Annotated in this window: 10 protein-coding genes; 8 read left to right on the top strand and 2 right to left on the bottom strand. The window is 58.3% G+C overall.

Annotation, left to right across the window (positions count from 1 at the left end; all coding sequences use genetic code 11):
* The first annotated feature begins 131 nt into the window (after positions 1-131).
* The 5 genes from AB1748_RS07610 (at position 132) to AB1748_RS07630 (ending at position 7,404) form a co-directional block, all read left to right on the top strand.
* On the top strand, positions 132-1,277 hold the full coding sequence (locus AB1748_RS07610) for an HlyD family secretion protein (RefSeq protein WP_111140561.1): 1,146 nt from the start codon (positions 132-134) through the stop codon (positions 1,275-1,277).
* Positions 1,274-2,842, top strand: a complete 1,569-nt coding sequence (locus tag AB1748_RS07615; RefSeq protein WP_111140560.1) for a DHA2 family efflux MFS transporter permease subunit — start codon at positions 1,274-1,276, stop codon at positions 2,840-2,842. The genes AB1748_RS07610 and AB1748_RS07615 overlap by 4 nt, the downstream gene beginning before the upstream one ends.
* Before the next feature lies 1 nt (position 2,843).
* A complete protein-coding gene (locus tag AB1748_RS07620) occupies positions 2,844-4,373 on the top strand; it encodes an efflux transporter outer membrane subunit (protein WP_367396203.1) in 1,530 nt (509 codons plus the stop codon).
* 859 nt (positions 4,374-5,232) lie between these two features.
* Positions 5,233-5,634 carry an H-NS family nucleoid-associated regulatory protein gene (locus tag AB1748_RS07625; RefSeq protein ID WP_111140558.1) on the top strand — a complete coding sequence of 134 codons (402 nt, stop codon included), beginning with the start codon at positions 5,233-5,235 and terminating at the stop codon, positions 5,632-5,634.
* 177 nt (positions 5,635-5,811) lie between these two features.
* Positions 5,812-7,404 (top strand): ABC-F family ATPase, encoded by a 1,593-nt coding sequence (locus tag AB1748_RS07630; protein WP_111140557.1) that lies wholly within the window; start codon positions 5,812-5,814, stop codon positions 7,402-7,404.
* 284 nt (positions 7,405-7,688) lie between these two features.
* Here the strand turns inward: AB1748_RS07630 and moeB are convergent, their stop codons facing one another.
* Both moeB and moeA read right to left on the bottom strand, forming a co-directional pair.
* Positions 7,689-8,447, bottom strand: a complete 759-nt coding sequence (gene moeB / locus AB1748_RS07635; protein ID WP_111140556.1) for a molybdopterin-synthase adenylyltransferase MoeB — start codon at positions 8,445-8,447, stop codon at positions 7,689-7,691.
* Positions 8,448-9,683 (bottom strand): molybdopterin molybdotransferase MoeA, encoded by a 1,236-nt coding sequence (gene moeA / locus AB1748_RS07640; RefSeq protein WP_293773834.1) that lies wholly within the window; start codon positions 9,681-9,683, stop codon positions 8,448-8,450.
* A gap of 255 nt (positions 9,684-9,938) precedes the next feature.
* Between moeA and AB1748_RS07645 the strand changes: the two genes are divergently transcribed.
* The 3 genes from AB1748_RS07645 to gsiB are packed head-to-tail and all read left to right on the top strand — an operon-like array spanning position 9,939 to position 14,351.
* Positions 9,939-10,898: an isoaspartyl peptidase/L-asparaginase family protein gene (locus tag AB1748_RS07645; RefSeq protein WP_293773836.1), complete on the top strand. Its 960-nt coding sequence runs from the start codon at positions 9,939-9,941 to the stop codon at positions 10,896-10,898.
* 9 nt (positions 10,899-10,907) lie between these two features.
* A complete protein-coding gene (locus AB1748_RS07650; RefSeq protein WP_293773838.1) occupies positions 10,908-12,764 on the top strand; it encodes a dipeptide ABC transporter ATP-binding protein in 1,857 nt (618 codons plus the stop codon).
* A gap of 54 nt (positions 12,765-12,818) precedes the next feature.
* Positions 12,819-14,351: a glutathione ABC transporter substrate-binding protein GsiB gene (gene gsiB, locus AB1748_RS07655; protein ID WP_293773840.1), complete on the top strand. Its 1,533-nt coding sequence runs from the start codon at positions 12,819-12,821 to the stop codon at positions 14,349-14,351.
* Positions 14,352-14,379 lie beyond the last annotated feature (28 nt).

The following is a 14,379-nucleotide window of genomic DNA, read 5'->3' on the forward strand; positions in this document are numbered from 1 at the left end:
CCCCGCACAGGTGGCAGGATGTGCGCCATTTCTCAAGTTTCGTAAAGTTGCGCTGGATTTTGTCAGTTTCCGATATAAGGTTAACAGGACCTTTATGCCCGGAATCAGGGCCTTAGCCAGTGATGGAAACTATGAGCGAGAACAAGCAACGCGATCCACACCAGCAGGACGCAGATAACGAGACGGAGAACAACTCTCAGTCAGACGATAATCAGGACAACGACCAGCAGCCGGAGCGTAAACGCCCCGGTAAAAAGCCGCTGATTATTCTGGCGGTAGTGGTGGTGATTATGCTGATTGTCGGCTTCTGGTTCTGGTTTGCTAACCGGAATCTGGAAACCACCGATGATGCTTTCACTGAGGGCGATGCGGTGACCATTGCGCCTAAAGCGTCTGGCTACGTCGTGAAGTTACTGGTGAACGATAACCAGCGGGTGAAGAAGGGCGATCTGCTGGTAGAGATCGATCCCAGCGACAACCGTGCCCAGCGTGAACAGGCGCAGGCGCAGCTCGGTCTGGCCGTGGCGCAACTGCATCAGGCGCAGGCGCAACTGGCCCTGTCGCGGGTTCAGTATCCGGCGCAGCGCGATCAGGCGCTGGCTGAGCAGGCGAAAGCTGAGGCTAACCTGCTTAACGCGCAGGCGGATTACCGTCGCCAGCGCGGTGTTGATCCCCGGGCCACAAGCCAGCGCAATATCGACAGCGCCTCTGCGCAGTTACGTTCGGCGCAGGCGCAGCTCCAGAGCGCCAAAGCGCAGGTCGAAGTCGCCTCTCAGGTTGCCCTGCAGATTCGTCAGCAGCAGACCAATGTTGAAGCGCGTCAGCAGCAGGTTGAGCAGGCGAAAGCCCAGCTGAGCACCGCCGATCTCAATCTCTCTTACACCCAGGTGCGTGCGCCCTATGACGGGTTCATCACCAAACGTAACGTCCAGCTGGGTACGCTGGTGCAGGCGGGCTCCTCGCTGTTTTCACTGGTTTCACCCGATATCTGGATCACCGCGAATTTTAAAGAGTCGCAGCTGGAGCGCATGAATCCGGGCGACAAAGTGGAAATCAGCGTGGATGCCTGGCCGGACATGAAGCTGGAAGGGCATGTCGACAGCATCCAGATGGGGTCCGGTTCACGCTTCTCCACCTTCCCGTCTGAAAACGCTACCGGCAACTACGTGAAGATCGTACAGCGCGTGCCGGTCAAGATCGTCATCGACAAAGGTCTGGACCCGAACCATCCGCTGCCGCTGGGCCTCTCTGTCGAACCTAAGGTCACAGTGGAATGAGTACGGCGCAGAGCTGGAAACCCGCCAGCAATCCGTGGTTAGTGGCGATCACGGTGACGCTGGCAGTGTTTATGGAGATCCTCGACACCACCATCGTTAACGTGGCGCTGCCGCACATCGCCGGTTCACTCTCCTCCAGTTACGATGAGTCAACCTGGGTGCTGACCTCCTATCTGGTGGCGAACGGCATCGTCCTGCCTATCTCTGCGTTTTTCAGCCGACTGTTTGGCCGGAAACAGTTTTTCCTGATCTGCATCGTGATGTTCACCATCTGCTCTTTCCTGTGCGGTATCGCCACCGAACTGTGGCAGATCATTCTGTTCCGTGTGCTGCAGGGCTTCTTCGGCGGCGGTCTGCAGCCGGTTCAGCAGTCCGTGCTGCTGGACTACTTTAAGGCGGAGGATCGCGGCAAGGCCTTTGGTCTCTCCTCTATCGCCATTATCGTTGCGCCGGTCATCGGCCCGACATTAGGCGGCTGGATCACCGACAACTACAGCTGGCGCTGGGTATTCTTTATTAACATTCCGGTGGGCGTGCTGACGGTGCTGGCGATTTATCAGCTGCTGGAAGATCCGCCGTGGGAGCGTAAATGGGCCAAAGGCAAACTGAATATCGATTATATCGGTATCGGTCTGATTACCCTGGGGCTGGGCTGTCTGCAGGTGATGCTGGATCGCGGCGAGGATGAGGACTGGTTCGGCTCACACTTTATCGTTCTGTTTGCGGTGCTGGCGCTGGTCGGTATCGTCGGTGCGATCTACTGGCTGATGTATGCCCGCAAACCGGTGGTTGATATCCTGGTGATGAAGGACCGCAACTTCTGGGTCGCCGGGCTGCTGATGGCGGGTATGGCGATGATTCTTTATGGCAGCTCCGTGGTGCTGCCCCAGCTGGCGCAGCAGGATCTGGGGTATACCGCTACCTGGTCAGGTCTGGTGCTCTCGCCGGGTGCGATACTGATCGTTCTGACCATCCCGCTGGTCCTGAAACTGATGCCAGTCGTGCAGACGCGCTACATCATCGCCTTTGGTTTCAGCTGTCTGGCGATGGCGTTTTTCTACTCCTCGACCCTGACGCCGGATGTGGATTTCACTACGCTGGTGATGATGCGCAGCGCGCAGTCTATCGGACTGGGCTTCCTGTTTGTGCCGCTGACGACCATCGCCTTTATCACCATCCCGCAGCGGCTCAACGCTGACGCCTCGGCGCTGTTCACCATGTTCCGTAACGTGGCAGGATCCATCGGGATCTCGCTCTCAACGGCGGCAATTACAGAGCGCGAACAGGTACGGTCGGCTCACATGGTGCACAACATGACGCCACTGAACGAGCCGTTCAACATTACGCTGCAGCACTGGGCACAGGCGATCCGTGACTTTACTTCAGCGGTGGGCGATCCGATTACGCTGGCCACCGGTCAGCTCTATAAGGAGATGATCGTCCAGTCGCGCATTCTCGCTTATATCGATGTCTTCTCAGGCCTGAGTATTGTCGCCCTGATTTTGATTCCATTTTGTTGGCTGCTGTCGCCGATTAAGAGCGAAGGCAGTGCAGGAGCACACTAACATGAAGGTTTTTTACTCTCATCGCCTGAAACCCCTGAGCCTTCTGCTCGCCCTGGTGCTGGCGGGGTGCGCCGTCGGACCGGACTATCAGGCGCCGAAACCGGTGGTGCCGGGAAGCTATCACGGCCTGGATTCACAGGAGGGGTCGAAGCCGCAGACCCGCGCGATCAACACCCGCTGGTGGCGCAGCTTCAACGATCCGCAGCTCGACAGCCTGATCGAACGGGCAATAGCGGGCAACCTGAGCCTGCAACAGACGGTACTGCGCATTGCCGGTGCGCGTGAACAGCTGACACAGGCGCAGGGCAGCCTGTTCCCCAGCCTGGGCGGCTCAGCGAAGGTGACGCGTCAGCAGCTCGGGCTGAAAGGATTACTGGAGGCCAATGGTGCAACCGACCAGCTGGACAGCAGTGTGGCCAGCCAGCTTAACGGATTAACCCAGCCGGTTAACCTTTACCAGGGCAGTTTCGATGCCAGCTGGGAGCTCGATCTGTGGGGCAAAGTACGCCGCCAGGTTGAGGCTGCCAATGCTCAGCAGCAGGCGGCGATTGAGCAGCGTAACGACGCGCTGGTTTCACTGGAGGCGGAAGTGGCGCGCGCCTGGCTACAGCTGCGCGGCGCGCAGAGCACCATTCAGACGCTGCAGCAGCAGATTGATGTGGCACAGCAGACGACCGAGCTGACCCGGAGTCAGCAGCAGAATGGTCTGGCTCCGCTGACTGATGTAGAAAATGCGCGTGCCCAGCTCAGTTCGCTGCAGGCGCAACTGCCGCAGTATCAGTCACAGGCGCGGCAGGCGATGAATGGATTAGCGGTATTGCTCGGGAAAACGCCCGGAGCGCTGGATGCAGAGCTCGCGACCCCGAAAGCCCTGCCGACGCTGCCACAGTTTGTGCCGGTGGGCATTCCCGCCACGCTGGCCCGGCGTCGGCCCGATATTCGTCAGGCTGAAGCGACCTTGCATGCACAAACCGCGGAGATCGGGGTTTCTGTGGCGCAGCTTTTCCCAAGCCTGTCGCTGACCGGGCAGCTTGGGGTCCGCAACACCGACGTCAGTTATCTGGATAACTGGAGCAGCCATTTCTACAGTTACGGTCCATCGTTATCGATACCCATCTTCCAGGGGGGACAGCTGGTATCGAGCGTGAAGCTGGCGCGGGCGCAGCAGGCCAGCGCCGCGCTGGAATATCGGAAGACGGTTCTGACGGCGTTGCAGGATGTGGAGAACGCGCTGGTGAGCTACCGCGCCGATCAGCAGCGTGTTACGGCGCTGGATGAGACTACCGGCGCCCTGCAGCGCACCTTCGATCTTGCCAGCGACAGTTATCGTCAGGGGCTCTCCACCTTCCTGGAGGTGCTGGATGCGCAAAGGCAACTCGCCCAGGCGCAGGAGCAGGCGACACAGGCACGGATGCAGAGCGCGCTCGACCTTGTGGCGCTCTATAAAGCCCTGGGTGGCGGCTGGGAAACCTATCAGAACGTTGATATGCCGCAGTTCCCGGTCTTTGGCCCGGCCACGCAGGCGAATTAACCCTCTGGCGGTCGCGGCTGACAGGCCCTGACCGCCCGACCTCCTTCGCTTCACTCTCCCCGCTGATTTTCCAGGTTATTCTTACGCGAGTATTGATCTAACCTGTTGAATAAAGGGCCATCTCAGTGCAACTGCCCCGGCAGGTGACGAAAAATAACGCCGTGTAACGCACCCGTTTATTATCCGTCTCTGCCGCCCGGATTTATTTTTAAGTCACCGGCCTGTGTCGATTCAGGATTTTGAACCCTGTCACTTTTCTGAATTTATTTGACTGAAGATTTGTTCAGTGCGCCTTAAGACTCCGTGAAGAGGAAGCCTGGCGCTATTCGTTCTGCGGCACCGGATGCGACTGTTATTGTCCTGCTTAGCAAACTGCGAATAATCTGACCCTGCCGGAAACCGCAGCGGCAGGAAAAAGTTAACAGGCGGTAAGTCGTATTATAAAAAAACCGCACAGCGTTAATTCTTTTGCGCTATTTACCGGCAGCGGGGGCGGTTTTTTAAGCATAATATGTAAGGTATTGTGACTGAGATCGCGTTTGCTACGCTTTTTTTATCGGTGCAGACCGGGCCGTTGCACGAAATATTCTGGCTGCGCAGCCCGCTTTTTGCCACGCCGTTTTAAGACCCGCAGGCGGGATAAAGAGGCTGAAATCGTTTTCAATCCCGGAGCAGAAACGCAGTTCGTTGTTAATTAGCCGTTAATAAAACGTCAGGCCAGCGCGATTTTAATAGTCCTGTTTCAGCGCAATTAATAGTTAAGAATTATCTGTAGCGTAAAAATAATTTATTTTTTTATTTGAATTAGGTAGTCTTGGCGCTACAGTTTTATTAACCTCCCTTAATCAAGGACATTGTGATGAGTGACGCATTTAAGGTTCTGAACAATATTCGCACATTACGTGCCCAGGCTCGTGAACTTCCACTTACCGATCTCGAAGAGATCCTGGAAAAATTAACCGTCGTTGTTACTGAACGCCGTGAAGAAGCAGAAGCGGAAGAGACGCAGAATCGCGAAAAAGAAGAAAAGCTGTCGAAATATCGCGAAATGCTGCTGGCTGACGGCATCGACCCTAATGAATTATTAGGCGCGCTGGAAAGCGGAAAAAAACGTACCAAGCGTGCGCCGCGTCCGGCTAAATATTCTTACACCGACGAAAACGGTGAGCAGAAATCCTGGACGGGTCAGGGCCGTACCCCGGCAGCGATTAAAAAAGCGCTGGATTCCGGCAAAACCCTGGAAAGTTTCCTGATCGATTGATCGACACAATCCTTGTAAGCGGGAGCCGGGGGGCCACAATGGCCTCCCGGCTTTTTTATTTCTGCCGGGATATCAATCGCCCCGCGAGGAATCCACGCCTGGCGCTGGCGTGCGCTGCGTCACATCTGGCATAATAGCCGCCGTTTTTTCATCCATTTCTTCACAAAGGTCAATGCCGTGTTAGTTAGCAGCAATATCACCATGCAGTTTGGCAGCAAGCCACTGTTCGAAAATATCTCCGTTAAATTTGGCGGCGGTAATCGTTACGGTTTAATCGGTGCGAACGGCAGCGGAAAATCCACCTTCATGAAGATTTTGGGTGGCGATCTGGTGCCGACAGGCGGCAACGTCTCTTACGATCCCAATGAACGCATTGGTAAGCTGCGTCAGGATCAGTTCGCCTTCGAAGAGTTCAGCGTTCTCGACACCGTTATCATGGGTCACCATGAATTATGGGAAGTGAAGCAGGAGCGCGACCGTATCTATTCTCTGCCGGAGATGAGCGAAGAAGAGGGATATAAGGTTGGCGATCTGGAGGCGCTTTACGGTGAGATGGATGGCTACAGTGCCGAGTCTCGCGCCGGTGAGTTATTACTCGGCGTGGGCATTCCGGTTGAGCAGCATTATGGCCCGATGAGTGAAATTGCGCCGGGCTTTAAATTACGTGTGCTTCTGGCGCAGGCGCTGTTTTCGAATCCCGATATTTTGTTACTCGATGAACCGACGAACAACCTGGATATCGATACCATTCGCTGGCTGGAGCAGGTGCTGAACGAGCGTGACAGCACCATGATTATCATTTCGCATGACCGTCACTTCCTTAATATGGTCTGCACGCACATGGCCGATTTGGATTATGGCGAGCTGCGCGTCTATTCCGGTAATTATGACGAATATATGACCGCGGCGACCCAGGCGCGTGAACGTCTGTTAGCCGATAACGCCAAGAAAAAAGCGCAGATTGCCGACCTGCAATCGTTTGTCAGCCGCTTTAGCGCCAACGCCTCTAAATCACGTCAGGCGACATCACGCGCTAAACAGATGGATAAAATTAAGCTGGATGAAGTCAAAGCCTCCAGTCGTCAGAACCCGTTTATCCGCTTTGAGCAGGACAAAAAATTGTTCCGTAATGCGCTGGAAGTGGAAGGAATAACCAAAGGGTTTGATAATGGTCCGCTGTTTAAAAATTTAAATCTGCTGCTGGAAGTGGGTGAAAAGCTGGCGATCATCGGGGCGAACGGTATTGGTAAATCGACACTGCTGAAAACGCTGGTGGGTCAGCTTACGCCGGAGAGCGGCAGCATTAAATGGTCAGAGAATGCGCGTATTGGTTATTACGCTCAGGATCACGCCGACGATTTTGCTAATGACCTGACGGTATTTGACTGGATGAGTCAGTGGAAGCAGCCCGGCGATGATGAGCAGACCATTCGCGGTATTCTGGGGCGTCTGCTGTTTTCCCAGGACGATATTAAGAAGCCGGCGAAAGTGCTGTCGGGTGGTGAAAAGGGTCGTATGCTGTTCGGTAAGCTGATGATGGAAAAACCGAACATCCTGATTATGGATGAGCCGACCAACCACCTCGATATGGAGTCGATTGAATCGCTCAATATGGCGCTGGAGATGTATGAAGGCACGCTGATCTTTGTTTCGCACGACCGTGAGTTTGTCAGCTCGCTGGCAACCCGCGTGATCGAGCTGAAAGAGGATCGCGTGATCGACTTCACCGGTAATTATGAGGATTACCTGCGGAGTCAGGGCATCGTCTGATGAAAACGGGGTGGCGCGGGCCACCCCGTTTTTTTGGGCTGATGAGTGGGGCAGCACAGGCTTTTCCCGGTTTAGTTGACCCAGGCTGAGCAATCGGCTGCTCCTGTGCGGGCTTCAGGAAGCATACGCCTTCCGCAAAGACGCAGTAGCGCCATCCCTGGCCCGCTATGCTTTTCTTCAGGCGTATGCTTCCCTGGCTTTGGACATTGAGCTGGCTGAAAAGGGCAGTGCGGGCGATGACATATCCCATCCCTGAGTTGCGCCTGTGGCCGGGCCCACGCAGGTTAAGCCCCATTGCCACAGACTTCACAGTGCGCGTCCTGCGCCACCTTCATGCTGCGGAATTCCGCGCTCATGGCATCGTACATCAGCAACCGGCTGGTGGCGGGTGAGCCAAAGTCGGTCAGCACCTTAATCGCCTCCATCGCCTGCATCGCGCCGACGACACCCACCAGCGGCGCCATGACCCCCGCTTCCACGCAGCTCAGCGTTTGCTCGCCAAACAGGCGGCTGATGCAGCGATAGCAGGGGGTGCCGGGCTGCCAGCTGAATACGCTAATCTGACCTTCCATCCTGATCGCCGCACCGGACACCAGCGGAACCTGCTGCTGACGACAGAGCCGGTTAAGCTGTTCGCGCACCGTAACGTTGTCGGTGCAGTCCAGCACCACCTGCTGTCGGGCAATCAGCGCCAGCAGAGCCGCATCGTCCAGCTGCCCGTTGATCGGACTGAGCTGGCAGTGGGGATTGATGGCGGCCAGACTCTGCGCGGCTGAATCCACTTTGGCACGGCCGATATCGGCATCATGATGCAGGATCTGCCGTTGCAGGTTAGAGTGCGAGACGGTGTCAAAGTCGAGCAGCGTCAGGTTGCCGACACCGGCCGCCGCCAGATAGGGCGCAGCGGCACAGCCCAGTCCACCCAGTCCGACGATAAGGGCATGACTCGCTTTCAGCCGCTCCTGCCCGTCAAAATCGAAGCCGCGCAGGACAATCTGCCGGTTATAGCGCAGCATCTCCTCATCGCTGAGTTCGGGCAGCATTTACGCCTCCAGCAGGGTGTTGAAGGGTTCTACTTCCACCCACTCGCCCGGTTCCACGTTGCCGCGATCCCGTTCCAGCACAATAAAGCAGTTAGCCTGAGCGAACGAGCTGAAGACGTGGGAACCCTGCATTCCGGTGGTTTCCACTTCCGGTTCACCCCGGGCGTTCTGCCGCAGGATGCCGCGCTGGAAGTCGAGCCGGCCGGGTGACTTTTTCAGGCGCGAGGCACAGCGCACTTTCTGACGCGGCGGCAGAGCCGGTTTCTGCTGGCCGGTGAGGGTGGCAAGCAGCGGCTGCACCAGCTGATAGAAGGTGACGGCGGCAGAGACCGGATTGCCCGGCAGTCCGCAGAACCAGCTGCTGCTGAGGCGGCCAAAGGCAAAGGGCTTACCGGGTTTGATCGCCAGTTTCCAGAAGCTGATGGCGCCCAGCTCTTCCAGCATACTTTTGGTGAAATCCGCTTCACCGACGGAGACGCCGCCGGTGCTGATCACCACATCCGCCTGCCGATCCGCCTCTTTAAACGCGGCGCGAAGCGCGGCGGGTTCGTCTTTGATGATGCCCATGTCGATCACGTCGCAACCCAGCTTCTGCAGCATCAGCGACACCGCAAAGCGGTTGGTGTCGTAAATCTCGCCTTCCGCCAGCGGTTCACCGACCGGCCGGAGTTCATCACCGGTGGAGAAAATCGCGACCCGCAGTTTTCGCAGCACGCTGACCTGGGCGATGCCGAGCGAGGCGAGCAGCGGCAGCTCTGCTGCGCCCAGGCGCGTTCCCGCCGCCAGCACCACGTTGCCGGGCTGAATATCGTCACCCGTCAGGCGGATATTCTGTCCCGGACGCACCGGGGCGGTAATCACAATCGCGTTGCCCTCGGTTTCGGTCTGCTCCTGCATCACCACCGCTTCACAGCCTGCGGGAACCGGCGCGCCGGTCATAATGCGGATCACGCTGCCCGCTGGCCATTCACCGCTGAACGGAGCGCCGGCAAAGGCTTTTCCTGCCACGGGGAGCGGCTGACCGCTGCTGGCGTCGGCCAGCCGGACGGCGTAACCATCCATCGCGGAGTTATCAAAGGGTGGCACAGCAATCGGGGAGGTGACGGCACTGGCCGTAATACGGCCGGCGGCCTCCGCCAGCGTCACGCTGAGCGAGTCAGTGATGGGCGTCAGCTGTGACAGCATTTTTTGTTGCGCCTCCTCAAGGGAGATTAAACCTGCGGTAAAACTTTCCATGAACAGTCCAGCCTGGTGGTTTCAGATGCTGCCTATTATGGTGGGAATTGGCCGCTGAGTCACATCGGTGTCGGCCTGATGCCGCTGTTGTTATGGCAAAAATAACCGGGATGGTAAGAAAAGGTTATAACCCCGGGGAGAGTTTCCGCTTTACAACACTTAGCAGGCTTCCTATAGTCAAAATCCACCCAAAAAAGATGAAACTCATTTTAAATCAGTGTTTTTCGTCCGGATGCAACCACAGGACAGAGCCTTATGGTCAATGCAGTGATCGCCATTCATGGGGGCGCAGGTGCCATCACGCGCTCAGCAATGAGCGCCGAAAAGGAGCAGGCATTTCGTCAGGCGTTACAGGATATCGTCACCCAGGGGCAGCAGATCCTGGCGCAGGGCGGCAGCGCACTTGATGCGGTGACTGAGGCGGTGCGTCTGCTTGAAGAGTGTCCGCTGTTTAACGCCGGAAAAGGCGCGGTGTTCACGCATCAGGGCACGCATGAACTGGATGCCTGCGTGATGGATGGCCGGACGCAGAATGCGGGCGCGGTCGCGGGCGTCACGCGGGTGCGTAACCCGGTGCTGGCGGCGCGCGCGGTGCTGGAACACAGCGAGCATGTGCTGTTTATCGGCGAAGGCGCTGAGCAGTTCGCCCTGGCACAGGGACTGGAGCCGGTGGCGACTGACTTTTTCTCGACGCCGGCGCGCCGGGAGCAGTTACAGCGCGCTCTGAACAGTGATGCTGCGGTGCTGGACCACGATGGCGTCGCGCACAGCGATGACCCACTCGACCCGGACCTCAAGTTTGGCACCGTCGGCGCGGTGGCGCTGGATCTGGCGGGCAATCTCGCCGCAGCCACCTCGACGGGCGGCATGACCAATAAGCAGGCCGGACGGGTCGGCGACTCGCCCCTGCCGGGTGCGGGTTGCTATGCCAGCAACGACAGCGTGGCCGTCTCCTGTACCGGCACGGGCGAAGTCTTTATGCGTACGCTGGCCGCCTACGATGTTGCCGCGCAGATGCGCTACGCCGGACGCTCGCTGCAGCAGGCCAGCGTCAATGTCATTCATGACAGCGTGCTGGAACTGGGCGGCAGCGGCGGGCTGATAGCCGTGGATCGCGCTGGCAACGTGGCGCTGCCGTTTAACAGTGAAGGCATGTACCGGGCCGTGGCGCGGGTCGGCGAAGCGGCGGACGTCGCTATCTATCGCGAAAATTAAGGAGCTGAGATGAGCGACAGGCAAACGTTACCGCCGCTGGCACCGGATCAGGTGCTGGCAGTGCGCGATCTCAGTGTGCGCTTCCGGCACGAAAGCAGCGTGACGGACGCGGTGCGTCACCTGTCGCTCGATCTGTTTCGCGGCGAAACGCTGGCGCTGGTGGGGGAGTCCGGTTCCGGGAAATCAGTGACCTCGCTGGCGCTGATGCGCCTGATTGAGCAGGCGGGCGGAAGCGTCAGCGGCGATGTCCGGCTGCGCCGTCGCAACGGCGAGGTGCTGGATCTGATGCGGGCTTCTACCGCTCAGATGCGGCGGGTGCGTGGCGCAGACATGGCGATGATTTTTCAGGAGCCGATGACCTCGCTGAATCCGGTCTTCTCTGTGGGCGAGCAGATCGCCGAATCAATCCGGCTGCATCAGGGGCTGAGTCACGCCGGGGCGCTGGCGGAGGCGCGCCGGATGCTGGACCTGGTGCGCATTCCCGATGCGCAGCGTGTCCTGTCCCGTTTTCCGCATCAGCTGTCGGGCGGGATGCGCCAGCGCGTGATGATCGCGATGGCGCTCTGCTGCAAACCGGCGCTGCTGATTGCCGACGAGCCGACGACCGCGCTCGACGTGACGATTCAGGCGCAGATTCTGCAACTTATTCGCGTACTGCAGAAAGAGATGCAGATGGGCGTGATTTTCATCACGCACGATATGGGCGTGGTGGCCGAAATGGCGGATCGGGTGCAGGTGATGTATCGCGGCGACGTAGTCGAAAGTGCCCCGGTCGCCGATCTGTTCAGCGCCCCGCAGCAGCCCTATACCCGGGCGCTGCTGGCGGCGGTGCCAAAGCTTGGCTCAATGCAGGGCCAGCCTCTGCCAGCCCGATTCCCGCTGCTGCACGGCAACGCGGCGGATGAGCCCCCTCAGGACACCGTCCGTCGCCAGCAGCCGCCCATCCTGCAGGTGCGCGATCTGGTCACCCGTTTTGATATTCGCGGCGGCCTGCTGAATCGCGTAAAAAGCCGGGTTCACGCCGTGGAAAAAGTCAGTTTTGATCTCTATGCCGGTGAGACGCTGGCGCTGGTGGGGGAGTCGGGCTGTGGTAAATCGACCACCGGACGATCGCTGCTGAAGCTGGTGGCCAGCCAGGGCGGCACCCTGACATTTGATGGACAGCGGATAGACCACCTCTCAGGGGCGGCGCTGGCACACCTGCGGCGCGATATTCAGTTTATTTTTCAGGATCCCTACGCCTCTCTCGATCCGCGGCTGACGGTTGGCTTTTCGATTATGGAGCCGCTGCTGGTACACAAGGTGATGCCGCGCCGCGAGGCCGAACAGCGTGTCGCCGCGCTGCTGGAGAAGGTCGGACTGCTGCCGGAGCACGCTCAGCGCTATCCGCATGAATTTTCCGGCGGACAGCGTCAGCGCATCTGTATTGCCCGCGCGCTGGCGCTGAACCCGAAAGTGGTGATCGCTGATGAGTCTGTTTCCGCGCTGGACGTGTCGATTCAGGCGCAGATTATTAATCTGATGCTCGATTTGCAGCGTGAGCTGGGCATCGCCTTCCTGTTTATTTCTCACGATATGGCGGTGGTGGAGCGTATCAGCCATCGCGTGGCGGTGATGTATCTCGGTCAGATTGTCGAGATGGGGCCGCGTCAGGCGGTGTTTGAGCGGCCTCAGCACCCCTATACCCGAAAACTCATGGCGGCCGTGCCGGTAGCCGATCCGGCTCACCGGCGTCGTGAACGAGCCTTACTGGTCGATGAGATCCCCAGCCCGATCCATGCGTTAGGGGATGAACCTGAAGTGGCGCCGCTGATAGAGGTGGCTCCGGGCCATTTCGTCGCCCGCCATGTTATCAGCGCGACCTGAACAGTGACGATGTCGCCCCGGCGACCAACCCGACAGGGATTACAGGAGAACAAGATGCAGATGACGATGCGTAAAGGGGTAGTGGCGGCTGGCGTGTTGAGCGCAATGACCCTGCCCGCCTGGGCAGCACAGGATGCGGTGATTGCCGTGGCCTCCAGCTTCACCACCCTCGACCCCTATGATGCCAACGACACGCTGTCGCAGGCGGTGGCGAAATCTTTCTATCAGGGACTGTTTGGCTTCGATAAAGAGATGAAGCTGACCAATGTGCTGGCAGAGAGTTATCAGGCGAGCCCTGATGGCCTGACCTACACCATAAAATTGCGCCCGGGCGTGAAATTCCAGGATGGCACCGACTTCAACGCGGAGGCGGTGAAGGTCAACCTCGACCGCGCCAGCAACCCGGACAATCACCTCAAGCGCTATAACCTGTTTAAAAATATCGCCAGCACGGAAGTGGTGGATCCGACCACGGTGAAGGTGACGCTGAAGACGCCATTCTCTGCCTTTATCAACAACCTGGCGCATCCGGCGGCGGCGATGATTTCGCCTGCCGCGCTGAAGAAATATGGCAAAGAGATCGGTTTCCACCCGGTGGGCACCGGCCCGTTTATTTTCGACACCTGGAACCAGACCGATTTCGTTAAGGTGAAGAAGTGGGATGGCTACTGGAAGAAAGGCTATCCGAAGCTGGACAGCATCACCTGGCGTCCGGTGGTGGACAACAACACCCGTGCCGCGATGCTGCAGACTGGTGAGGCGAACTTTGCTTTCCCGGTGCCCTATGAGCAGGCGAAGCGTCTGGAGAGCAACAGCAAGCTCGATGTGGTGACCACGCCGTCCATTATGCAGCGCTACATCAGCCTGAACGTGACGCAGAAACCGTTCGACAATCCAAAGGTCCGTGAAGCGCTGGAGTACGCCATCAACCGTCAGGCGCTGGCGAAAGTGGCCTTCTCCGGTTACGCCACGCCGGCCACCGGCATCGTGCCGCCCGCCATCGATTTTGCCCAGACCTATCCGGCCATCAGCTACGATCCGGCCAAAGCCCGGGCGCTGCTGAAAGAGGCGGGCTATCCGAATGGCTTTGAAACGACGCTCTGGTCGTCCCATAACCACAGCACCGCGCAGAAAGTCTTGCAGTTCACCCAGCAGCAGCTGGCGCAGATTGGTGTGAAGGTAAAAGTTACGGCGATGGATGCAGGTCAGCGTGCCGCCGAAGTGGAAGGCAAAGGCCAGAAAGAGAGCGGGGTGCGGATGTTCTACACCGGCTGGTCTGCATCCACCGGTGAGGCGGACTGGGCCCTGACGCCGCTGTTTGCGACCGCGGCCTGGCCACCGGCGATCTTTAATACCGCGTTTTACAGCAATCCAAAGGTCGACAAAGATCTGGCCGATGCGCTGAAGACCACCGACCGGGCAGAGAAAGCGCGCCTCTATAAAGACGCACAGGACACCATCTGGCAGGACCATCCGTGGATCCCGCTGGTGGTCGAACAGCTGGTTTCTGCCAACAGTAAAAACCTCAGTGGTTTTTATGTGATGCCCGATACCTCATTCAATTTCGATGAGGCCACTCTGAAGTAACGGAGCCGGCCAGCCCGTGTGGCTGGCC

It is taken from the genome of Pantoea sp. Ep11b, from assembly GCF_040783975.1.
Taxonomy (GTDB): Bacteria; Pseudomonadota; Gammaproteobacteria; order Enterobacterales; family Enterobacteriaceae; genus Pantoea.